The 22,232-nt window shown below is 39.2% G+C and carries 20 protein-coding genes; 5 read left to right on the forward strand and 15 right to left on the reverse strand.

From position 1 onward, the window contains the following. Nucleotides 1-10: 10 nt before the first annotated feature. The 6 genes from LQU94_RS05360 to LQU94_RS08120 form a co-directional block, all read right to left on the reverse strand. Entirely contained in the window at nucleotides 11-676 is a 666-nt protein-coding gene (locus LQU94_RS05360; protein ID WP_230696665.1) for an SDR family NAD(P)-dependent oxidoreductase, read from the reverse strand. A 14-nt stretch (nucleotides 677-690) separates the two neighbouring features. Further along, a complete protein-coding gene (locus LQU94_RS05365; RefSeq protein ID WP_230696666.1) occupies nucleotides 691-1,458 on the reverse strand; it encodes a VUT family protein in 768 nt (255 codons plus the stop codon). Between the two features lie 251 nt (nucleotides 1,459-1,709). Next, a complete protein-coding gene (locus LQU94_RS05370) occupies nucleotides 1,710-3,092 on the reverse strand; it encodes an MATE family efflux transporter (protein WP_230696667.1) in 1,383 nt (460 codons plus the stop codon). A 79-nt stretch (nucleotides 3,093-3,171) separates the two neighbouring features. Next, nucleotides 3,172-3,777, reverse strand: coding sequence for a GNAT family N-acetyltransferase (locus LQU94_RS05375; RefSeq protein WP_230696668.1), 606 nt, complete (start codon nucleotides 3,775-3,777; stop codon nucleotides 3,172-3,174). A 17-nt stretch (nucleotides 3,778-3,794) separates the two neighbouring features. Further along, nucleotides 3,795-4,391, reverse strand: a complete 597-nt coding sequence (locus tag LQU94_RS05380; protein ID WP_230696669.1) for a DUF445 domain-containing protein — start codon at nucleotides 4,389-4,391, stop codon at nucleotides 3,795-3,797. A 168-nt stretch (nucleotides 4,392-4,559) separates the two neighbouring features. After that, complete coding sequence (locus LQU94_RS08120; protein WP_230696670.1) at nucleotides 4,560-6,236, reverse strand: nucleoside kinase; 1,677 nt, start codon at nucleotides 6,234-6,236, stop codon at nucleotides 4,560-4,562. Nucleotides 6,237-7,143: 907 nt separating this feature from the next. On the opposite strand from LQU94_RS08120, the gene LQU94_RS05390 reads away from it, so the two are divergent. The 3 genes from LQU94_RS05390 to LQU94_RS05400 are packed head-to-tail and all read left to right on the forward strand — an operon-like array spanning nucleotide 7,144 to nucleotide 9,030. Continuing rightward, nucleotides 7,144-7,524 carry a GntR family transcriptional regulator gene (locus LQU94_RS05390; RefSeq protein WP_230696671.1) on the forward strand — a complete coding sequence of 127 codons (381 nt, stop codon included), beginning with the start codon at nucleotides 7,144-7,146 and terminating at the stop codon, nucleotides 7,522-7,524. Further along, nucleotides 7,517-8,368 (forward strand): ABC transporter ATP-binding protein, encoded by an 852-nt coding sequence (locus tag LQU94_RS05395; protein ID WP_230696672.1) that lies wholly within the window; start codon nucleotides 7,517-7,519, stop codon nucleotides 8,366-8,368. The genes LQU94_RS05390 and LQU94_RS05395 overlap by 8 nt, the downstream gene beginning before the upstream one ends. Beyond that, nucleotides 8,365-9,030 carry an ABC-2 transporter permease gene (locus LQU94_RS05400; RefSeq protein WP_230696673.1) on the forward strand — a complete coding sequence of 222 codons (666 nt, stop codon included), beginning with the start codon at nucleotides 8,365-8,367 and terminating at the stop codon, nucleotides 9,028-9,030. The genes LQU94_RS05395 and LQU94_RS05400 overlap by 4 nt, the downstream gene beginning before the upstream one ends. A 47-nt stretch (nucleotides 9,031-9,077) precedes the next feature. Here LQU94_RS05400 and LQU94_RS05405 read toward each other — a convergent pair whose 3' ends face one another. From LQU94_RS05405 to LQU94_RS05415, 3 genes are all read right to left on the reverse strand, one after another. Continuing rightward, entirely contained in the window at nucleotides 9,078-9,260 is a 183-nt protein-coding gene (locus LQU94_RS05405; protein WP_230696674.1) for a rubredoxin, read from the reverse strand. 82 nt (nucleotides 9,261-9,342) lie between these two features. Beyond that, nucleotides 9,343-10,527 (reverse strand): MalY/PatB family protein, encoded by a 1,185-nt coding sequence (locus LQU94_RS05410; RefSeq protein WP_230696675.1) that lies wholly within the window; start codon nucleotides 10,525-10,527, stop codon nucleotides 9,343-9,345. Further along, nucleotides 10,517-10,879, reverse strand: coding sequence for an arsenate reductase family protein (locus LQU94_RS05415; RefSeq protein ID WP_230696676.1), 363 nt, complete (start codon nucleotides 10,877-10,879; stop codon nucleotides 10,517-10,519). Before LQU94_RS05415 ends, LQU94_RS05410 begins: the two co-directional genes overlap by 11 nt. A 68-nt stretch (nucleotides 10,880-10,947) precedes the next feature. Here LQU94_RS05415 and LQU94_RS05420 point away from each other — a divergent pair, with 68 nt between their 5' ends. Continuing rightward, entirely contained in the window at nucleotides 10,948-11,712 is a 765-nt protein-coding gene (locus LQU94_RS05420) for a thermonuclease family protein (RefSeq protein ID WP_230696677.1), read from the forward strand. A gap of 511 nt (nucleotides 11,713-12,223) precedes the next feature. Here the strand turns inward: LQU94_RS05420 and LQU94_RS05425 are convergent. From LQU94_RS05425 to LQU94_RS05435, 3 genes are all read right to left on the reverse strand, one after another. Then, on the reverse strand, nucleotides 12,224-17,926 hold the full coding sequence (locus tag LQU94_RS05425; protein WP_230696678.1) for a Rib/alpha-like domain-containing protein: 5,703 nt from the start codon (nucleotides 17,924-17,926) through the stop codon (nucleotides 12,224-12,226). Nucleotides 17,927-17,936: 10 nt separating this feature from the next. Next, nucleotides 17,937-18,074, reverse strand: coding sequence for a hypothetical protein (locus LQU94_RS05430; protein ID WP_230696679.1), 138 nt, complete (start codon nucleotides 18,072-18,074; stop codon nucleotides 17,937-17,939). A gap of 607 nt (nucleotides 18,075-18,681) precedes the next feature. Next, nucleotides 18,682-19,362, reverse strand: coding sequence for a phosphoribosylaminoimidazolesuccinocarboxamide synthase (locus tag LQU94_RS05435; protein ID WP_230696680.1), 681 nt, complete (start codon nucleotides 19,360-19,362; stop codon nucleotides 18,682-18,684). A gap of 172 nt (nucleotides 19,363-19,534) precedes the next feature. Here LQU94_RS05435 and LQU94_RS05440 point away from each other — a divergent pair, with 172 nt between their 5' ends. Then, nucleotides 19,535-19,942: a PaaI family thioesterase gene (locus tag LQU94_RS05440; RefSeq protein WP_230696681.1), complete on the forward strand. Its 408-nt coding sequence runs from the start codon at nucleotides 19,535-19,537 to the stop codon at nucleotides 19,940-19,942. Between the two features lie 20 nt (nucleotides 19,943-19,962). Here the strand turns inward: LQU94_RS05440 and LQU94_RS05445 are convergent, their stop codons facing one another. The 3 genes from LQU94_RS05445 to LQU94_RS05455 are packed head-to-tail and all read right to left on the reverse strand — an operon-like array spanning nucleotide 19,963 to nucleotide 22,203. After that, nucleotides 19,963-20,286, reverse strand: a complete 324-nt coding sequence (locus LQU94_RS05445; protein ID WP_230696682.1) for a hypothetical protein — start codon at nucleotides 20,284-20,286, stop codon at nucleotides 19,963-19,965. A 30-nt stretch (nucleotides 20,287-20,316) separates the two neighbouring features. Then, entirely contained in the window at nucleotides 20,317-21,138 is an 822-nt protein-coding gene (locus LQU94_RS05450; protein WP_230696683.1) for a CPBP family intramembrane glutamic endopeptidase, read from the reverse strand. A 45-nt stretch (nucleotides 21,139-21,183) separates the two neighbouring features. Beyond that, the gene (locus LQU94_RS05455; protein ID WP_230696684.1) at nucleotides 21,184-22,203 is read right to left on the reverse strand and encodes a YeiH family protein; all 1,020 of its coding nucleotides are present in this window, start codon (nucleotides 22,201-22,203) and stop codon (nucleotides 21,184-21,186) included. Nucleotides 22,204-22,232: the final 29 nt, after the last annotated feature.

Below are 22,232 nucleotides of genomic sequence, written 5' to 3' on the forward strand. Positions count from 1 at the left end.
TTCCTTCAAATCAACTTGGCCAAACAAAATTGAACTTCGTGGATTCGCCTCCATCTACAACAATGCTCTGTCCCGTACAAAATCCGTTGACTGCCGTTAAAAAATACGCCCAATCCGCCATCTCTTCCACCGTTGCCCAACGTTTCAAAGGCGTTTCTTCCATAATTTCCGCCCAAAGTCTTTCCTCTTCCATTACACAGCGATTCAAAGGCGTAATTACACCCCCAGGATCCAGACTATTGCACGTTGCCCCAAAAGGAGCAATTCGCATGGCCACATTTTTTGTATAAGCAACGATTCCCCCTTTGCTTGCACAATAAGCGGGAAATTCTGCCCCTGTATGGCCACTGGCCGATCCAATACTTAAAATCGAGCGAATTTTTGGTTGAATTCCATACTTTTCCGTAATGTGAATCAAAGCCTTCAAATTCACGTCAATGTCCTTCTCCAAACTATCCTCGTTTTGTCCGCCCGCATTGTTAATTAAAACTTCTACCTCTTCTATTTCTGGAAGATTTTCATAATCACAAATATCCACTTGATAATGAACGTAATTTTCGTGATGAATCGTTCCCGAATCTTTATCCATTCCAATTACTTTATGACCCTTTTCCAAAAACAGCTTCCCTATGGCCTCTCCGATTCCCCGGGAGGTCCCTGTAATCAAAACTTTCATCCGTCGCCTCCTCCCTATTCTTTCGAAATAAAATCCAAATATTCCTGTCCTATTTTATTCCTACGCCATTTTTGAAGGATTTTATAGCCAATGGGCGAAAAAATAACTTCCATAATCAACTCCAAAACAGCCCCGGTTAAGGCACACATAAAGCATTGCAAAAAGGTCCAATGAAATCCATCCCAGTAGATGGGAGCAAAAAACATAAATACCATACAGGAAAAAATCAAATTGTCCATAAATTGTCCCACAAACGTAGAAATATACGTCTGAGTCGCATAGGCCAATTTCCCATCAGGATTTTTCTTAAATCCCTTGCTAATGGTCCAATTCAAAGAATTGTTAATCACAGCCGATGTCAAAAAGGCCACCGTACTACTCAAAAGGATGAACCACGTTCCTCCAAACAGAGCATTCAAAGCCGTATAATCATCGGCATCTGATGGAATAATGCTTACAGTATAAAAAATAACGCAAGTAAGCAAATTAATAAAAGCCGCCAAAAGAGCAATCTTTGTAGACGCCTTCGCCCCAAAGTGTTTCGTAATAATATCCATGCACATAAAAGACAACCAAGAAATTAAAATGCCTCCATCTACAGCCAACCAATGGGACTGAAAAATCGTCTTATTCGCCAAAAGATTCATACACACAACACTAACCACAAACAAAGTAACGGCAAGAGCTGGAATGCAACGAAGCAAAATCTCCGTTTCTTCCATTTCCCTTCTTAACCAATTGGAAAATTCTCCCGTTTCTTCCATCCATTGTTTTTCTTCCATATTTTCCCCCTAAATCAAATTTTTGACCAAGGATTTTGCCATAAAAAAAAGACCTTGCGCCAAACGCAAAGCCGCTACACAAAAATCACCCATTTCGAAAAATGAGCTGATTTTTCCAATATATAGCAGTCCTGGTTTTGTTTAACGACAGGATGGCACAATCGAACTGTCGTAGAATTATTATATCTTATTTTAGGAGGAAAAGAAATCCCACCAAAAAACAAAAAAATCCTGCCATAGCAGGATTTTATTTACACTTGCATTTCTTTTTTCTCTGCTCCATTTCGTTTTATGGAACGAATAAAAGGAATAAACATTCCCAAAGCAATACACAAGGCAATTAGATCTGCAATTGGTGTCGCCCATAAAATATTTTCTACGCCATATTTTGCGTTAATCAAAAGCATAAGGGGTACATCCATAGTTCCTTTTCGAATAAAAGACAATAGCATCGGCTGAATTTTCTTTCCCACGGCTTGGAATATGGTGATGATTCCAAAGTTAAAAGCCGCCGATGGACAAACCAAGGATAAAATTTGCATATATCGAGAACCAAATGCTATGGTTTTTTCATCGGCAATAAATAAATTGGTAATCCATTGGGCTTCCGCATATAGGAAAATAGTTCCCAGAATAGCCATTCCTACACTAACAAAAAACATTCTTCGAATAGCTGAGGTCATTCGCTTGTGGTTCCCTGAGGAATAATTGTAGGCAATTAAAGGCAAAGTCCCTTGGGTCATTCCTTGGGCAATGGCAAAGGCCAACAAATCTACCTTCTTGGCAATCCCCATTCCTGCAATAGCTTCTGTAGAATTGGACGCCACAATATTGTTCAAAACTCCGTTGGACAAAGTACTCATAAACATCATAATGGCACTGGGCAAACCCACCGTAAAAACTTCCCAAGGTATGGAATTTTTCCAAGAATATTCTTTTATACTAGGGGTAATGATCGTTCTTTTTCGAATATGGTACAAAAGCACGCCGTAATAGAAAAAGGCGATCAAATTCGACAACATCGTTGCCATGGCTGCCCCGCGAATTTCCAAATGAAAAGTGAAAATAAAGAGAGGATCCAAAATAATATTCAAAATTCCACCAAAAGCAACACCAAAACTGGCTTGACGAGAATAGCCTTCCGCCCGGATTAAATGAGCCAAAGTGCCATTCATAACCGTTGGAATCGCACCAATGGTAACCGTCCAGAAAAGGTAGCGTTCCAAATGTTGCCATGTATCCGGTCCCGCGCCCAAAAGATGGTAAAGGGGAGTTCGCACAAGAAAAGCGACCATTCCATAAAGAAGCGCCACACCGGCCGCCGTCCAAATGCAAAAAGCCGCACACTGTTTCGCTCGTTTTGTATTTCCTACTCCCAAGCTACGAGAAATTACGCTGGCGCCACCAATTCCAAAAAGATTTGCCAAAGCCGTTAAAAACATAAATACCGGCATGGCAATGGTTGCCGCAGCCACTTGAGAGGGGTCATTTAGTCTTCCAATAAAAAAAGTGTCGGCCATATTATAGACGACAGTAATCAGTTGGCTGATAATTGTAGGCACAGCCAAAGAAAAAATAGCCTTTCCAATCGGCATAGAAGAGAAAAGCGCATCGTTTTTTGTTTCCACAAGCATTCCTTCTTTCTTCCTTTTATTATAAACCTAGAAAAATCCCGGTCAAATTCCCACAAAAAAAGAACGACTCTCGCCGTTCTTACATTTCTTTTCCGTACATAAGGCACATGACCGGAACTTTTTTCCCTTCCAATTCCATTTCAATTTGCTCTTTTCCTTCTAGAGAAAATCCCTTTTTCTCATAAAAAGGATAATCGCATCCATCATCTGTAAACAAATAGAAAAATTCTCCTGGATATTTCTTTTCAAGTTCCCTCAAGAGAGCACTTCCAATTCCGCTCCTTCGCTTCTTAGGGTTCGCCACCAAAAGCAAAACCTCTCCATAAAGAGTTGTCCGCCCTTTCAAAGACTCCAACATCTTTTCATTGGCACGGCCATAGGAACCAATTTCTTCTCGGAAAAAAGTTCGCTGAAACCAATCCATCAGCGAGACAAAAATTTCCGATCCAAAAGAGCCAAATTTTTGATTTTCGCCTTCTCGATGAAGAAACAAAAGCCCTAAAAGTTCCTCTCCCTCATAGAGAGCCATCTCCTCTGTCGCCTCGTTTCGCATCTTAAAGAAAAAATATTTCTTATAAAAATATAGAGCAAGGGGATTTTCTATATAACGCCGAAAATTCATTCCTTCCGCCCCATAGTCTTGGGCCAAAGAAAAATCTTTTTTCTCTAAAGCTTTCCATTCCATAAATCCCCCTCCTCTCTTTATAAAACATAAACGGTGATAATTCCTTGAATGAATCCAATGGCCGCTCCCATAATCAACCCAAGCCATTCAATGGCCTTTAGTTCTTTATGAGAAACCCGAAGAACCAATTCCTCCATCTGGGCCAAATCCAAAGCCTGAATCTTTTCTTGAATAATTGCAGAAACATCTACTTTTTCTTGAATCTGATTCTCCGCCATGGACTTAAAATCCTCAAACAAACGAGGCGATTCCTGCTCAATTTGCGTATTTACCGCCCCTACCAATTTATATTGAAACGCACTTGGCAAAAACGACGTCTTCTCAATTACCACCTGATTGATTCGGTTGGCAATAAACTCCGTAAAATATTTTTCATCCTCCTGGCTAATTAGGCGATCCATCAAATCGTCTTGACTTAAAAATTCCTGTCCAACAATTTCCGCCACCTTCTCTGCCAACTCGTCCTTCCGTTTCGGAATCAACCCCTGAAACACAATCGGACCCAATCGAAAAGGCACATAAGGACGAAACAAAGCTTTAATCGCAAACACATTGGTCATATATCCTATAAAGCCACTAATCGCCGCAATCAATAAAATTTTTCCAATAATCATTCCATCATCCTTCCCCCGCGAGGTGGTTCCTCGCAAATTTCTATTGCTATAGCATTATATACCCTTTAGAGGAAGTTTGTGGAGGAAAAATACAAAAGCTTGAAATTTCTTTGACATTCACTGACCAATATTCTTCCCACAAAAAAACCTCCCAAAAGGAGGCCTTTTTTATACAATTTTGCTTCCACCAATAAATTCTCGAAGAATCGAAGTGTTTACCACGTCAGAATCGTCTTCCAACGTTACAAAATATTGAAGCAAAGATTCCAGTCGTTTTGCCTCTGTATAGGCAGGATTCTCTGGGGAAATTTCCTTTAATTCCTTCATTAAAATCTTCTTCAAAATCGGAATTTCAAAAATAAAAGAAGAATTAAAAAGCACATCCGCTTCTTCTTGATAAGGAAAAATAAACTCTTTTTCTCCCGCCCGAACCGATTCCCATTCCATAATGGTTTGATCAATGGGCTTTCCACGGAAGGCCTTGTCCCTAGCCATACGACGCAAAATTCGAAGATCCGTTGTAGGAATTCGATTGTGATTGTCTAAATTAATTTGCGTAATTACACTTAAATAAATTCGATACTTATGCTCCTCTGCAATGTGGTCCGTTAAAAGAGGATTCAAGCCATGAATCCCTTCAATCAAAATTGGATCTCTCGCACCAATTTGAATCTCCTCGCCCATATGAACCCGTTCCCCCGTTGTAAAATCAAAACGAATTCGCTCTACCGGTTCTCCTCGCATAAGAGCATTCAAATCTTTGTTAAACAATTCCAAGTCAATGGCATAAATCGACTCAAAATCATAATTTCCATGTTCATCCAAAGGCGTATCCACACGATTCACATAATAATCATCCAAAGAAATCGTCAAAGGACGTAGCCCTAAAACTTTTAGCTTTGTCTTTAACTTATAAGTAAAACTCGTCTTTCCCGAAGAAGATGGCGCCGCAATTAAAACAATGCGTTTATTGTTTCGATGAATTTCCTCCGCAATGTCCATAATCTTTTCATTTTGCAAAGATTCCGTAACGCGACAAACCTCCCCAATTCTGCCCTGTTCAATTAGGGCATTCAAATGAGAAACCTGAGTAACACCTTGTAATTCCGCCCAAGCCTCCGACTCATTATAGCTCATGGACAATTTGTATTGGGGCAGGAAGTTTCGCACGCGATCTCCCGCAAAGCGGTCCACCCCTAAAAGAACCAAACCACAATTGAACAATTCCAAATCAAAAACGTCCACCAGTTCAGTATTTGGCAAAAGGAAACCAAAGAAAGAATCTTGATGCTCTCCCATGGAATAAATCGCAACTCGATCCTTCTCTGTCTGCTTCAAAAGAGCCACCTTATCCATGCGTCCCAAGTTTTCAAACAAAGAAATGGCCTCAGAAACCGGCACTTCCCTCCGAACAATAGGAATTTTTTCCTCTACAATTTTTCTCATACGAGTTAATATTCGATCCCTTGTCCAAGAATCCATAACGATTGGGCGGTCTCCGTCCCTTAAAGTGCAGTAAGTTCCCCCGGAAATCGAATGTTCAAAAACCAAGCGATTCTCCGGAAACAACTCCTTCATCGCCACAGAAAAAACAAAAGACAACGTACGCATATACACACGATAACCATCTGTATCTTGTGTATTGATAAAAAGTATTTCCTCCCCAACTTCAGGAATCTCTTCTCCCAATTCATAAAGAACATGATTTACTTTTCCCAAAGTAATTCGAGAATCAGAAGGAGATTTTTCCTTAGGAAGCAAATCAAAAAAAGTCGTTCCCTTAGAAACTGTAACTTCCTCTGCCTCCACTATATTCGGTCTATGTAAAAAAACTGATCGTGACACACAATCCCTCCTCTAAAATAACGTGTTTAACGTGTTTATAGAAGAATAGATACCCAAAAAAAATCTTACGGACACAATGGCACCATTTCCCCCTGGAAAATCCCCCTTATTTCCACGGAGCACCCCCTACTATGTCATTTCGAGGGAGCATCCTCCCTACCACGTCATTTCGACTAAGAAAAAACGCTAGTTTTTTCGCACGAAGAAATCTCACCAGGGTCAGCGTCCACCTAGAACAAGGCCCTTGGCGATTTATAAAAAATTCTGTTCATTCCTAATCCATTCGAAAACGTCATCTACCTTCTCATCTTCTTTACCCGGGGAGGGCGAAGGGAGTTGCGATTCTCCCTCATGCCCTCCCCGGGACCCCTCCCCTTACACCCTCAAAACGCGCGGAATGTACGCTTTTCTCCGAAAAGCATTCTCTGGATTCGTGGCGGATTGGTTCTTCTGTTGGGGAAAGAAAGAGAGAGTTACAATTGATGAGGGAGCGTCCCTTTTTCTTCCACGGAACGCCCTTCCAATCACGTCATTTCGACTAAGAAAAACGCTAGTTTTTCGCACGGAGAAATCTCACCAGGGTCCACGTTTACCTGGGGGAAAGCCGTTGGGCGTGTGAACGTAAAAAGGCTGTGAGATTTCTCCACTCCAAAATTCTTATCAGAATTTTTTCGGTCGAAATGACGTAAGTGGGGTGGAAAAATCCTCTCAAAATTCTTCGGTCGAAATGACGTAAGTGGGGTGGAAAAATCCTCTCAAAATTCTTCGGTCGAAATGACATAAGTGGGGTGGAAAAATCCTCTCAAAATTCTTCGGTCGAAATGATATAAGTGGATGGAAAATTCTTCTCCTTTATTGACAAAGTGATATATGCTGTTATATACTGTTTTCAGAAAGGTAGGGAGCAATGAATATAATAATTAACCACTCTTCTATGATTCCGATTTACCAGCAAATTGTAGAAGAAATAAAATCTCTTATTTTAAGAGGCGAGCTAAAAGAAAATGACCCTCTTCCTTCTGTTCGAAGTCTTTCCAAAGAATTGAAAATCAGTGCTTTAACCGTAAAAAAAGCCTATGACTTTTTGGAAGAAGAAGGTTTTTCCAAAACCATTCACGGCAAAGGATCTTTTATCTCTCAAGAGAGCATTTATCTTTTGAATGAGAGAAAGCAAATGGAAGTAGAGGCAGCTTTTTCTTCTGTTGTTGAAAAAGCAAAATCATATGGAATGACAGAAGAAGAAATCAAAGAGATTTTCTTTCTTATTTTAGGAGGTAACTATGATTAAAGTAGAAGGACTACAAAAGCAATATGGAGATTTCCAATTAGATATAGATCTTATAGCTCCTAGCGGATATATTATCGGATTGGTCGGCCGGAATGGTTCAGGAAAATCTACCTTCTTCAAATTGTTGCTTCAACTGATCCATCGCGATTCTGGGAAAATTATTTATAAGGGAAAAGATATACTCCATCTTTCTCTTTTCGAAAAAGAAGATTTTGGCGCTGTTTTAGGCGATTCTCTCTTTAGTGAGCATTTAACTATAGAAGAAATCCGCCGTCTTTTAGAGGATTTTTATCGTAATTTTGATGGGGCTCTTTTTGATTCTCTCGTAGAAAAAATGGAACTCCCTACAAAGAAAAAAGCAGAAAAATTTTCCACAGGAATGAAAGCAAAATTAAAACTTCTTATAGCCCTTACTCATAAACCAAAAATTTTACTCTTAGACGAACCTACTTCTGGCTTGGATTCTGTCGCTAGAGAAGAAATATTAGATGCGATTCGTGATTATATGACAGAAAATGAGGATGCCTCTGTAATTATATCTTCCCACATAGCCACTGACTTAGAAAAACTTTGTGACCAAATTTATTTTATCCATAAAGGGAAAATTATCTTACAAGAAGATACAGATGTTTTATTGTCTGATTATGGATTGGTTAAAATAACAGAGGAAAAATGGAATATCTTAGATAAATCCTATATTCTAGGGTATTTGAAAACGGCCTATGGTTACTGTTTCTTAACGAAAGAAAAACAATTTTATCAAGAAAACTATCCCAATATTGCCATAGAGAATTCTTCTATTGATGATTTCGTTGGGATTATGGATAAGGGGTTGAAAATATGATTGCACTTTTACGAAAAGATTTTTACCTAACTAGAAAAAAATTAAAAATTTTATTGCTAATTATCGGTTGTGTTATTGGATTTACTCTTTTCAGCAAAAATACCAGTAGTTCATTCTTTGCTCTTACCTATTTAGCTGGCATAAATGCTTCCATTTCTAGCATATCTATATCCCTAGACGAATCCAACAACGGCTACGCGGCTCTATTCACTCTCCCCATTCTCCGAAAACAATACATTCAGAGCAAATATATAGGGTCTATCCTCTTAGGATTTATTGTTTTAAGCATTATGTCTCTTGTCAGCCTTATAGCCTTTTCCTTATCAACAGATGGTTTTATCCTAACAGAATGGCTTTTTGAAATCTTTTTCGCTTATGGAATATTTTTTATTATGACAGGAATTATCATTCCCGTTATTTTGAAAGTGGGAGTAGAGCATTCTAAATTGTATCTAATGATTATCTATATATGTATTGCGGGAATTGGATTTCTAGGATATAAAATTTTGAAAAGCTCCGTTTTCATCGATTTTAATTCTCTCCTTGAAATTTTTAACAGATTCCCCGATTTATTTTCAATTGTTCTTTTTCTTTTTAGCGCTCTATTCTTTCTATTTTCCTATTTGATTAGCTTAAAAATATTTGAACAAAAGGAATTTTGAAAACCTTACTCCTCTAAAAAAAGAAGACGGCTAAGCCGTCTTCTTTTTTATTCTTTCACTTCTTCAAACATCCAAATACTTGCAGCGCATTTTGGGCAAACCCAATCTTCCCCTAATTCTTCAAATGGAATTCCTGGTTCGATGCCATAATCTTTTACGCCTACATTTGGGTCATAAATAAATCCACAAGGTCTACAACGATATAATTTGAATTTTTTGTCTTCAGACATAATAGCCTCCCTATGCCAAAAATAAATTCCTACTACTATCCTATATTATAAGAGAATTCCCAAAAAAATACCAATCTTTTCCTTATTCTAAACCCTTGATTCCACGAATCAATCGATCCATCGCCTCTTGAACGATCTCTCGAGGCGCTGCCAAATTCATCCGCTCAAATCCAATTCCTTCCTCGCCAAAGATATATCCCTCATCTAGGGCCAATTTTTCTCTATGCATCGCCTTTTCCAAGGCTTCCTGATCTTTCGAATAAGCCGAAAAATCCATCCATGCCAAATACGTCCCTTCCGAAGGAATCAGCTTCGCCTTAGGCAAATCCTTCTCCAATCTCTCTTTCACATACTGGAAATTTCCATCCAAATACCCGCGCAGTTCCTCTAACCACTCTTCCCCCTCATTATAAGCTGCAATGGTCGCCTCCACAGCAAATGGATTCGGACTAGACAAATTCAACACATCCCAAACATATTCTTTCCACTTTTTCTGCCATTCCTTATTGAAAATAACAACGTTAGAAAGCTGTAGCCCCGCCAAATTAAACGTCTTTGAAGGAGCCGTACAAACTACAATTTGATCCAAAATGTCCTCCGCCACAGACACAAAAGGCGTATAGGTAATGCCCTCTCTTGTTAAATCGCAATGAATCTCGTCTGAAATTATCCATTTTTTGTATTTTTTAGCAAAATCCGCTACCGACTTTAGCTCCTCTTTCGTCCAAACCCGCCCAACGGGATTGTGAGGATTGCAAAGAATCATACCCTTTACCGATGGATCCTTGAATTTTTCTTCCAAATCTTCAAAATCCATAGAATACAATTCTCCATCATATTTCAAAGGCGAATTCACTACCTTTCGTCCTCGTGCCTCGATTTTATTGGTAAAAGGATAATAAACCGGCCGCTGAATAATTACGCCATCTCCCTCTTCTGTCATCAACTCCAACAAATAAGAAATCGCCGGAACAATCCCGGGACAAAAAAATACATCCCGCGGATTCATTCCCCACTGATAGCGACGAGAAAACCAATCCGTTATAGACCGCTTTAGCGGCTCCGAATGATACATCGTATAACCAAAAATTCCATGGTTTAACCGCTTTTCCATAGCCGAAAGAATCTCCGGTGCCACAGCAAAATCCATGTCCGCCACCCAAAGAGCCAAGCTATCCTCGGGAGCTCCCTTTGGCAACATCTCATGTTTCACAGCAAAAGTTTCCCTACGATCAATCACTGCATCAAAATCGTATTTATTTCCCATTTTTCATCTCCTGTGCCCACTCTTTCCAAACTTTCTCCGCCAACCCTACTGTCGCTTTTTTTCCAAAACGGACAATCGGCGTCTTTAACAACTCCGGAGACTCTCGCAAAATCTCCTCCCGTTGTTCTTCCACACGATATTGAATATGAGCCAAGCCATCCTTGTCCTTGCTCTCCCAATTTACCATTTCTTCCAATCCGCCAACGTATTGAGCTACAGAACGAAACTCTCCCTTACTCAATTCCTTTTGCGTTAAATCCACAAACTGAAAATCCAATCCTCGTTCCTTAAAGAATCGTTGTGCCTTTTTCGTATCCTTGCACTTTTTCGTTCCAAAAATTTGTAAAGCCATAGTCTTCCTTTCTACCTACAATCCAACCCCCAAATTATGATATACTATAGTACAAAGGAGTTGAATAAATGATTCGATCAATTAAAAAATATATACCCATTTTCCTTTTATCCTTACTACTAATCGGCTGCGACCAATCCCTACAATCCGAAAGTTTACCCGAAAATTGGGAAGTCGGCCAAGTCCTTCGAACCGTAGATGGCGATACCCTCGTCGTAAATATTGATGGCAAAGAAACCCGTGTACGCATGGTAGGAATCAACACCCCAGAAAGCGTTCATCCCTCTGGTGTCGTTGAATATTACGGCCAAGAATCCAGCGATTTTACCAAAGAACAGCTCACTGGGCGAACCATCTATTTAGAAAGTGACGTTTCCCCTGAAGACCAATACCAAAGAGCCCTACGCTATATTTGGTTAGGTTTGCCTCAATCCACCTCTCCCACCCAAGAAGAATTTGACAAACTCTTCTACAATGGGATTCTCGTAAAAAGAGGATATGCCCGAGAAATTATCTACGAACCCAACACAAAATATCAAGACATTCTCTACGATTACGAGCAAGAGGCCATTCGAGAACAAAGAGGCCTCTGGGACTCCGATTATGGTACCAAAGAAGTACCTGTAACTCCAAAAATTCAATCAGACAACCGAACCGAAAGTTCCCTAAAAGCAAACCAAGAAGAACAAAAAATCAAAGGAAACAAAAAAAGCAAAATTTACCATATGCCAACCGATCCCGACTATAACAAAATCAGCGAACAAAACGTTGTCTATTTTAATAGCCAAGAAGAAGCCGAAGCCGCCGGATTTCGACGAGCCGGAAACAAATAAATATCTTTACAAAAATAAAAAGAACCTCCCAAAACGGGAGGTTCTTTTTTTATAGAAAGAAATTTCTTTCATTCACGTCATTCGTCAAAGCACCCTCCAACCACGTCATTTCGACTAAGAAAACCGAAGGTTTTTGCATGGAGAAATCTCACCAGGGTCCACGTCCACCTAGGACAAAGCCCTTACCAGCAACAACGCACCCTCCCTACCACGTCATTTCGACTAAGAAAAAACGATAGTTTTTCGCACGGAGAAATCTCACCAGGGTCCACGTACACCTAGAACAAAGCCCTTACCAACAACAACGCTCCCCCTACTACGTCATTTCGACTAAGAAAAAACGCTAGTTTTTTCGCACAGAGAAATCTCACCAGGGTGAGCATCTACCTGGGGGAAAGCCCTTGGGCGTGTGAACGTAAAAGGCATGTCAGATTTCAACAAACCAAAAACAAACAACAAAAAGAACCTCCCAAAACGGGAGGCTCTTTTTTATAGAAAGAAATTTCTTCCACTATCGATTCAAATTCAAAACTTCTCTCCAAATTTCTTCTACTCCACCTTTTTCAACACGAACGAAAGTATGAGTATTAGAAGCTTCAACTACCTCATAATATCCCCAATGACTAGCGAACAAGTCGTTGAAATCACGAATATTTTTCGCAACATCAATCAATCCTCTATCGCGAACCATTCTCTCGAACAAGCTGTTCAATACCTTCGCCGCTTCTGCACGAGTGATATTATCATTTGGTTTGAATGTTCCATCTGGATAACCATCAATACGATTGTTTCCATAAGCTTGATCAATCGCAGGTTCAGCCCAATGACCTTGAACATCTGCAAATGGAGCATCTCCATTGTTTGCTTTATCAATTGGCTTGATCATTTGAGCAAATTCCGCTCTAGTAATAGGAGCATTAGGACGGAAACTTCCATCTGGATACCCTTGCATCAAACCATTGGCAACAACGGCGTTAATTACACTGTTGTACCATCCACTAGGAGTATCCGTAAAGTTTGGCGCCTCATTATTGTTCAAACTATAGCCCTTCAAACGAGCCAACATAGCCGCCGCTTCTGCACGAGTCATGTTGCCATCTGGTTGAACCGATCCATCTGGATAACCAAAGATATATCCAACATGAACTCCTGTTTCCTCTTCTGGAGTTACAGGTTTCGAAGGATCAATCCATGGCGTTGGTTCAATCGGTGTAGGCTCTACCGGTTTTTTCGTAATCGTAACTGGTACATTTACAATTTCTGTAGATCCATCCGGATAGGTTACTTCCACTTTACCCGTGTAATTTCCTGGCGTATTTACATCAATTGCACCCTCTGGTGTTACATCTTTGAATGTCGGTTGACCAGGATGTTCTGGGTCTTCAACATATCCTGGAACGGTTACATTATCAGTTAAGTCAATTGGTGTTCCTTCCTCTACAGTTTCTCCTACCACCACTGGGTCATAGGTATCTGCTTGGGTTGGATCTTCTTCTTTCCCAGTTACAGTAACCGGTACATCAACTACTTCTGTAGATCCATCAGGATACGTCACTTCCACTTTACCCGTGTAAGTTCCTGGCGTATTTACATCAATCGCACCCTCTGGCGTTACATCTGTAAATGTTGGTTGACCAGGATGATCTGGATCTTCAACATATCCTGGAACGGTTACATTGTCAGTTAAGTCATAACTTCCACCTTGCTCTACTGTTTCAGAGGTAACTTGTGGAGTGTAAGTTTCTGCTTGCGTAGAGTTTGCTTCCACAGTTACTTTTACAGCTACTTCCTCAGACGAGTTATCAGGATAAGTTACCACAACTACTGCTAGTTTATCGCCTGCTGTTGTAGTATCAACCGGTTCTTTGTATGCAAATGTTGTTCCCTCTGGAAGCTCTGCCACATTACCTATTGATTTTTCAGCCACAGGAGTCTCTCCAACTTTTACAGTTTGTTCTGCTGCTGTTGGAGTGTAAGTTTCTGCGTCAGTTGGGTTTGTAGTGTATTGAGCTGTGTGTGTTGCATTTTCATTTAATATAGTGTCTGCACTAAAGCTTGGTTCCCAACTTGCAAAGGTTGAACCGGCTTTGGTTGCGGTTGGTTCTACAAAGTCTGTGTCTTCACTTACGGCATGGCCTTTTAGAACCCAATATTTGCTTGTGCCGCTTAATGTTCCCCCGTCTCCTGCTAGGAATTCTAAGGTTACATAGTCAGGGTCTTGGATTGTTTCTCCTGGATTTTCTGGATCGTCAATCGTTGGTTCCTCGGTCACTACAATATCTTTTAGACTATACGTTGCTGTGTGTGTTGCATTTTCATTTAATATAGTGTCTGCACTAAAGCTTGGTTCCCAACTTGCAAAGGTTGAACCGGCTTTGGTTGCGGTTGGTTCTACAAAGTCTGTGTCTTCACTTACGGCATGGCCTTTTAGAACCCAATATTTGCTTGTGCCGCTTAATGTTCCCCCGTCTCCTGCTAGGAATTCTAAGGTTACATAGTCAGGGTCTTGGATTGTTTCTCCTGGATTTTCTGGATCGTCAATCGTTGGTTCCTCGGTCACTACAATATCTTTATAGACCGCATAAAAATCCATATTCTCATTTGCAGTCCAATTGGTTGGAATTTCCTTATCCCAGCTTGAAAAACTATATGTCAACTGAGTAGCGGTAGGGTTAATTGGTTTGTAGACCATCAAATTGATATTTTCTGTACCTTTTAAGACATCTATTACTTTTTCGGTTTTCCCATATGGGAAGCTTCCTGTTTTAATATTCATCATATCATTGGCATGAAAGATTACCCTTACATAGCCTTCTGGGATAGGTTCTGGAATAGTGTCATTAAGGCCATAAACTATAACAATTCGTTTATACTGAGCTACAAACTCTTGATTTGTTACAGTTGTTTCACCACTCGGTATCACTGAATCCCAACCTACAAATTTATAGTTGCTATCTTCTGTAAGTTTGATTTCATCCCCTGCTAAAGTTGGAACAATAAGGCCATTTCCTCTTGCTTCTGTCCAAGTAAGAGTCTCTCGTACATCGTATGTTATGGCTGGTGCGTTTATCATGTCACCATCATTTTCTTTATAACTTAATGTCCCATAATCTCCTTGATTAAAGGTAATTCTTACATATCCTTCCGGAGCTGTTTCTGGAATTGTATCGTTATTATCATAGAAGATGACATTTTTCCCAAAGTTTGCGGTATAGGTTCCTGCCACATTTACTTCACCTACTTTTGCTGGAATATAAGTAGCGTCTGTACTTACTACATTCCCATCAGCGTCAGTCCAATTTACAAAGGTATAACCAGAACTTGCTGTGGCTGTTGAGCCTTGGGCTATTCCTGTTGCTGGAGCCAATGTTTCGCTTGCTGGAGATACTGTTCCGCCTTCTCCAGCTGTGTAGGTAATGGTTACATTTTCATTTTCCTTAAAGTTTGCGGTATAGGTTCTTGCTACGTTTAATCCATCTACTTTTGCTGGAACATAAGTAGCGTCTGTACTTACTACATTCCCATCAGCGTCAGTCCAGTTTACAAAGGTATAACCAGGACTTGCTGTTGCAGTTGAGCCATATACCACACCCGTTACTGGTGCGGCCGTTTCACTGGTAGGAGATACTGTTCCACCTGTATTTGCTTGGTAGGTAATGGTTACGGCTTCGTCTTCTACAAATTTAGCTGTAATTTTTTCTCCTTCTATAAAGGTTCCTGTTAATTCTGTATCCCAACTATCAAAGTGATATCCTTTGTCTGCCTGAGTTGTTGGTTCAGGTAAAGTTACTTCTATACCTGGATTTACGTAATATACGGTTTCTCCTTCTGTAATCCTTCCGTTAGGACCTGCTTCGAAGGTAACCTTAACAAAGTTTTCAGGTACATTTGGTCTTACATCGTCTGGAGTTTCAGGAACAACATCAGGCCCTGTATATTTATATTGAGCCTGGTGTGTTTTATTCTCAACATACATAGTTTGAACTGCTGGATTCCATTCTGTAAATCCCCAATTGTCCTTCACAGTAAATATTGGGGGAGTAATTGTTATTTCTTGATTTTTTAGAACCCAATACTCTGTAATTTGACCTTTGTTTAATATACCTTGAGACGCTAAATCAAATTTTATATTTACATAATCGTCATCCTTTGGATCTGTTGTTAAAACTTCTTGTTTGTATTGAGCCTGAATAGTTGTTGCAACAGCAAAAGTTCCTGTTAATGCTTTATCCCATCCAACGAATTTATAACCTTCATTGGCATTAATTGTTGGTTCAGGAATTGTAACATTTGCCGTTGGATTTACCCAGTATTTTGTTATGGCTCCCTCAGCAAAAGTTCCGTTTGCTTCTGCAGAGAAATCTACTAAAACGTAGTTAGCTGGCACATCTGGTTTCCCTGTTCCTGGTTGAGGTACAACATTGTCTCCATTATAACTGTACTGAGCGACATGGTTTGTTTCTGCTGTATAAACCTTATTTACTGGAGGATTCCATCCAGAAAAAGCCCATGAAGCCTCTGGAGTTACTGTTGGAGTTGTTAAATTTATTTCTGTATCTTTCAATACCCAATATTCAGTTGTTCCAGATAGAGTTCCGTGTGCTTCAGTCGTAGGGTTACTAAAAGAAACTTTTACGTAATCTGTATCTTGTGGGTCCGTTGTAACTATCTTTTCTTTGTATTGAGCTGTATAAGTTAAATCACTTTTTATTACATCACTACTATTATAATTAGGAGACCAATTTGGTGTTGCCACCTTATATTCTGGCTTCGCTATAATTTGAGGAAGAGTAATATTAGCTAAGGTTTTATTAGCATCTGGATGCACATAGTATTTTCTTATCCCTGTTAAACTTCCATGTTCTCCTGGAAAGAAGGTTACTGATACATATCCTTCAGGTCTGTCTGTATCCGTATCTGGTGATGTATCTTCTATAATAGGGTCCAAAACTTTAATTTCTCTGTTTATTTTTGTAACATTTCCAACTGAATCTGTAACAGAATAAGTTAAGGTATAATCCCCTGCTTCTTGGGTGTTTACTTCCCCTGTAACTGTAACCTTTGTTGTTGCAATAGTGCCATCTTCATCGTCTGTTACGGTAACGCCTTCTAAACTATTGAAAGTATCCCCCATAAAAATTGTCTTATTTTCAACACCTGAAAAGACCGGTGCATCGTCTATATAATAAAAATTAAAGGCATTAGCTGAAGTTGAGGATATATTAACTGTGTCACTTTGATTTGGAGCTAAAACATATTTATCAGGATTGGGAAGGGGTCCGATATCCGCTGTACCAGCAGGTAATCTTCCTGATTTCATTGTGACAGTTGGTACTTTTGAAGATAGATTTATGTTCGTTTTTGTGCCATTTGCTAGTTGAATAAAGTAGTCTACTGTGTATGGGTAGGTTTGTGGGTAGGAGAAGTATTGACGCTTATAGTTTCCTGCAGTAGGTAAACTGCCATTAGAGCCTGATAACGAATAGTATACTTCTGTAGACTTAAAAATTCCGGTGTTTACATTAAAAGCTGTATCGTAAGAAATTCTTTTCGAACCAGATGCTGTAGGCGTTCCAAAAGCGCTTGATACACCTTGATAATATTCATATTTTAATAAATAAATGTTGTCAGTTTCTGAAGACGATGCCCCTTCATTTATTAATGTCCAATATATTTTAATTGTGTTATTATTATTGTTCCATAATCTTGTACTTAAATTTGAAATAGACTCATGTAATACAGTTCTATGAAACAGATATGATTTCGGATTGGTGATTGCTATATGAGAATCTAATATAGAGCTAGAAAGACTGTCGTCATATTCATAAGCTTTTTTGTTGTCAAATTCTATCGATATTGCATTATTTATCCCTAGATTTGCGGTTCGATTAGCATAAATCCCTAAAGCACCAAAATCACCATCCTTTTCTACCTTAAAATTTGGATCATTATGAATAGTGAAAGCAACACCTCCATCTAATGCATCTGGTATTCCATTATTATTAGGCGCTTGATAAACAAACTCCCATACATAATTATATCTTGTTAAATCTATACTTTTATTCGACCTAGCAAAACCTGAGTCAGCTGCTGTCCAATCTGTTATTCTGATAGAATTACTACCTTTAACCATTTCAGCATCTTGGTAATCGCCGTCAGGAAGATAGAAATCCTGTGTTATATCCGGAGTTGCCGTATTACTAGGAAAATACACTGTTTCCCTACTAGCTAGTTCCCCCTGTCGCCGCGTTCGCTTTCTCACTAAAATCTAATAATCCAAATGGCATGGAGCCTAGAAGCATTAGAGCCGCTAAAAAGAAAGCCGTGGCACTTTTGAAAATTCTACCTTTCTTTTTTTCCATACAAATCCCCTTTTCTTCATAATTATTTTCAAATAAAAATTGTCTTTTGTTTTTTAATATATTCGTTGAAATTTAGCCATTTATAGCTATTCTTATTTGAATTCTATCCTATTTTATACTTGATTACAGTAGTTTTCCTGGTTTTTTTATAGGATTAGTGTGATAAATGAATTTTTTTGTGTATTTTTGTTTTTTATACTTTTATTCTTGAGTGATTTTCTATACTTTTTTAAGTTTTGTTGTGAATTTCAAAGGTTATTGAGTCGATTTTGAAACTTTTTCCGTTGTCCTTTTGAGGGAGCGGAGCGAGTCGAGAAATCTCACCGGGGTGAACGCCTACCTAGGGGAAGGCCCTTGGGTGTGTGAGCGTAAAGCCCGTATGCTAAAAAAGGCGGGGGATATGGGAGGAAGGCCCTTGGGTGTGTGAGCGTAAAAGGCATGTGAGATTTCTCCGCTACAAAATTCCTAATGGAATTTTTCCGGTCGAAATGACGTAAGTGGGGGAAATCCTATCGAAATTCCTCGATTGGAATGACGTAAGTGGTGGAATAACGCAAAAGACCTATAATTTTTTCCAATAAAAAAAGACCCTTGTAAGGCTCTTTTTTTATCCTAAGATTAATGCTGGTAAATCCAATGGTTGAACGTATTCATCGCCTTTGTATGCTCTCATGTTTCCACCAGAAACTTCGTCGATTAATAGTACTTTTCCGTCTTTGTCTTTGCCGAATTCTAATTTGATATCGTATAGAGTGATTCCTTTGCTTGCCAAAATATCTTTGATTTCGTCGCAGATTTCACGTGTCATTTTTGCCAATTCTTCGTATTCTTCGTTGGTTACCAATCCTAAAATGGCCAAACCGTCTTTTGTGATTGGTGGATCGCCTGCGTCGTCATTTTTCAATGTTACTTCTACAAATCCATCTAGATCTTGTCCTTCTTCTACGTAGTCTTTGTATCTACGGTAGAATGATCCGACTGCTTTGTAGCGACAGATAAATTCCAATCCTTTACCAAATGTAGTTGCTGGTAATACTTCCATCGTTTTTTCTTCGATGTTGCAATCTACGTAGTGTGTGTACAAACCTTTTTCGTTGAATTTTTCAAAGAAAAATTTTGTTAGTTTTAATCCCGCTTCTCCTGCGCCATCCAATGTTAAACCAACTTGGTTTTCACCTGGGTCAAATACGCCATCTTTTCCTGTTACATCGTCCTTAAACTTCAACAAGTAGTTGCCGTTCTCCAATTCATACAAGTCTTTTGTCTTACCTTGATAAACTAGTTTCATTTGAATCCTCCCACTCTATACACTATAAAATTTCCTCACTCATTATACTACATAGTTTTTTCAAAAAAAAGTGTGTATACAGATTTGGAAAAGTTTTCCTGAAAAATTTTTCCTATTTTTTTGCTTTTTTTCTTCTTTTTTTGTGTGTTATACTTTTTTAGAGGTGATTTTTATGGATATTAACGAACAGTTTATGAATGAATTACGCAAAAGGGGATATTACCATGAATTTCCTTTGTTTTTTACGAAATTTGATAAGGAAGTTGGGATTTCTGAGGCGTATTTAGATATTGAGGATAAGGCTTTGAATATGTATGATTATGGCCATGGGGCGGTTGTTTATGGGTTTGCTGATACTTTTGGCGGCTTGTTGGCGACGGCTATGGGTCCTTTTTTAACGTCGACTTCTTCTTTTTCCTATTTGCGTCCTGTGGTAAAAGGGCGTATACACGGATTGGCAAAAGTGGTAAAAAAGGGAGAGATGTTAATGACGATTGATGTGGAGGTTTTTCAGGAGGAAAAACTTTGTGCAAAGGGCCTTTTTACAATGGCTCGGGCAAAAATTGAAGGACATGAATAAAGGTCGGAAATTCCCGACCTTTATTCATGTCCTTCTAATTTTAAGTCCCAAACTTCGATTTCGTAGGAATCTCCTACTTTTTCTTTTAGATCTTCTTCAATTTCTTTGAAGAATTTTTCTACTTCTTTTCGAACACCTGGCATGGTATCTCCAATGTATTCAAAGTCCATTGCATCGTTTACAAATAGACTTTCATACATTCTTTGCATTTTATCTAGTTTTCCTAAAAAAACTTCGTCTTCTTTTAATTCCTTTGGTGCTGCCGTGTCGATCAATGTGCCGTCTTCACCTAGAATCCATAGGGGGTATGCGCCAAATTCTAGATTCAATCTTACTTTTTTCATACTGTCCTCCTCTGTTTCTGTATACTTCTATTATAAATCAGATGAGGGTTCTTTTCTATCTTTTTCCCGGATTCTTTTTTTCTGGATCTCTTCTTGAAACAAAAGATACAGAGTAGGCAAAATAAGAAGAAGAGAGAGATCGTCAATGGCTAAGTAGACGCCGTCGTATTGAAGGACGGGAGGCAAAGTGGATAGAAAGTTGTTAATGACATGGATCAAAATGGGCCAACGCAATTTTCCTGTCTTATAATAGACCACTCCTAAAACCATTCCAATAAGACTGGTATAAACCGATTGAACAAAAATTCCGTGCCAAATTCCAAATAAAATTCCCGAAAGTCCGATAAAAAACCATGGGCGATTCCAAATTTTGCGTAAGAAGTTCAAAATGAGCCCGCGAAACATGAGCTCTTCTGCCATGGGTCCAATAAGACATACATTTAGGAAAGACCAGAGATAAAGCCCGGAATCCATTTCGTCAAAGGCGCCGTTCATAATTTCTAAACTTTTGGCAATGAGAGGAATTTCGTACAAATAATCACTGGCTAAGATTAACCAAATGAGAGCCATTCCTCCGGCTCCAAAGGCTACCACAAGGGATGAAATGGGGTTTGCCAATTGAGGGCTGCCCGTTTTTCCTCTCCCGCAATACAATTTTTGATAGATTCCGCCGAAAAAGAGAACTTCTACCGTGGCAATGCCTGAATAGATAATGTTGCTGTGAATCGTTTCAATGGAAGGAAAAAGATTCTCCAAAAGTAGATACATTCCTTCGATAATCCAAATATCCGCCACAATGACGGCTAGTATTCCTAGGGTAAAAAGCAGTGTTCTTTTTATTTTTTCTTCCATAAATAATCTCCTTTTTTCTATCCTACCAAAGGAGAGGATTTTTTTCTATGAAATCACTGCAATACCTAGAGCAATTTCTACCCCTATGGCTACAATTACAACAAGGGCGGAAATAATAAAACCATGAACCATGGGGGCGAATCCTGATTGTTTTAATTCTCCAAAATTGGTTTTTAGACCGATGGCGGCAAGGGCGGCGACCATAAAGAATTTGCTACAATCTTTTAAGAATCCTGATAGTTCTGGTGTGAAAACTCCTAAACTGTTTAGGGCTGCCATGGCCAAAAATCCTAGGATAAACCAGGGGAAAATATTGGTGATGGAGTATTTTACTTCTCCTTCTACATTTTCTTTGCGTTTGAGGCGGTTGCTAATCATGGCAAAAACAATTACCGTTGGAATAATTACGAGAGTTCGGGTTAATTTTACCATGGTGGCAAAATCCCCTGCTCCTTCGCTAAAGGCATAACCGGCCGCTACAACAGAAGATGTGTCGTTTACTGCGGTTCCTGCCCATAGTCCATAGGCCATATCGTCAAGTCCTAGAGCGTGGCCCATAATAGGAAAGAGAATAATCATGGCCATATCGAATAAAAACGTGGCGCTCATAGCGTAGGCGATGTCTTTGTCTTCGGCTTCAATAACAGGAGAGATAGCGGCAATAGCAGATCCTCCACAAATCCCGGTTCCTGCTGAAATTAGATTGGATAATTTCCAGTTTAAGCCGAGGGCTCTTCCGACAAAATATCCCCCGCCAAAACAGGTCAATAAGGTAAAGATCATTACAGCTAAGGACAATCTTCCTACGTTCAAAATGGTCGCTACATTTAGACTGGCTCCTAAAAGGACAATGGCAATACGAAGAACTTTTTTTCCCGTAAATCCAACGCCCTTTGAAAAAGTATCTTTCTCTTTTCGAAAAATATTGAATCCCATTCCAATAAATAAGGCCAAAACAGAGGCACTAATTAAAGGAATTGGCAATAAATTTTCAATGCTTTTGGCGAGAATGGCGATGAAAAAGGCCAAAGCAACGCCAGGTATGTATGATATGATTTTTTTCATGTCTTCCTCCTTTATTCTTTCTTGTATCT

Origin of the sequence: Peptoniphilus sp. KCTC 25270, from assembly GCF_021012875.1 — a bacterium.
In the GTDB taxonomy this organism is placed as follows: Bacteria; Bacillota; Clostridia; order Tissierellales; family Peptoniphilaceae; genus JAJMZJ01.

Excerpts from the sequence above, each read along its gene's own strand:
- LQU94_RS05455 (WP_230696684.1), bottom strand. The coding sequence starts at position 22,203 with ATGAAAAAAATCATATCATACATACCTGGCGTTGCTTTGGCCTTTTTC.
- LQU94_RS05445 (WP_230696682.1), bottom strand. The coding sequence starts at position 20,286 with ATGAAAAAAGTAAGATTGAATCTAGAATTTGGCGCATACCCCCTATGG.
- LQU94_RS05400 (WP_230696673.1), top strand. The coding sequence starts at position 8,365 with ATGATTGCACTTTTACGAAAAGATTTTTACCTAACTAGAAAAAAATTA.
- LQU94_RS05450 (WP_230696683.1), bottom strand. The coding sequence starts at position 21,138 with ATGGAAGAAAAAATAAAAAGAACACTGCTTTTTACCCTAGGAATACTA.
- LQU94_RS05415 (WP_230696676.1), bottom strand. The coding sequence starts at position 10,879 with ATGGCTTTACAAATTTTTGGAACGAAAAAGTGCAAGGATACGAAAAAG.
- LQU94_RS05380 (WP_230696669.1), bottom strand. The coding sequence starts at position 4,391 with ATGATTATTGGAAAAATTTTATTGATTGCGGCGATTAGTGGCTTTATA.
- LQU94_RS05360 (WP_230696665.1), bottom strand. The coding sequence starts at position 676 with ATGAAAGTTTTGATTACAGGGACCTCCCGGGGAATCGGAGAGGCCATA.
- LQU94_RS05435 (WP_230696680.1), bottom strand. The coding sequence starts at position 19,362 with ATGAAACTAGTTTATCAAGGTAAGACAAAAGACTTGTATGAATTGGAG.
- LQU94_RS05390 (WP_230696671.1), top strand. The coding sequence starts at position 7,144 with ATGAATATAATAATTAACCACTCTTCTATGATTCCGATTTACCAGCAA.
- LQU94_RS05430 (WP_230696679.1), bottom strand. The coding sequence starts at position 18,074 with ATGGAAAAAAAGAAAGGTAGAATTTTCAAAAGTGCCACGGCTTTCTTT.
- LQU94_RS05365 (WP_230696666.1), bottom strand. The coding sequence starts at position 1,458 with ATGGAAGAAAAACAATGGATGGAAGAAACGGGAGAATTTTCCAATTGG.
- LQU94_RS05410 (WP_230696675.1), bottom strand. The coding sequence starts at position 10,527 with ATGGGAAATAAATACGATTTTGATGCAGTGATTGATCGTAGGGAAACT.
- LQU94_RS05420 (WP_230696677.1), top strand. The coding sequence starts at position 10,948 with ATGATTCGATCAATTAAAAAATATATACCCATTTTCCTTTTATCCTTA.
- LQU94_RS05405 (WP_230696674.1), bottom strand. The coding sequence starts at position 9,260 with ATGTCTGAAGACAAAAAATTCAAATTATATCGTTGTAGACCTTGTGGA.
- LQU94_RS05395 (WP_230696672.1), top strand. The coding sequence starts at position 7,517 with ATGATTAAAGTAGAAGGACTACAAAAGCAATATGGAGATTTCCAATTA.
- LQU94_RS05375 (WP_230696668.1), bottom strand. The coding sequence starts at position 3,777 with ATGGAATGGAAAGCTTTAGAGAAAAAAGATTTTTCTTTGGCCCAAGAC.
- LQU94_RS05440 (WP_230696681.1), top strand. The coding sequence starts at position 19,535 with ATGGATATTAACGAACAGTTTATGAATGAATTACGCAAAAGGGGATAT.
- LQU94_RS05370 (WP_230696667.1), bottom strand. The coding sequence starts at position 3,092 with ATGCTTGTGGAAACAAAAAACGATGCGCTTTTCTCTTCTATGCCGATT.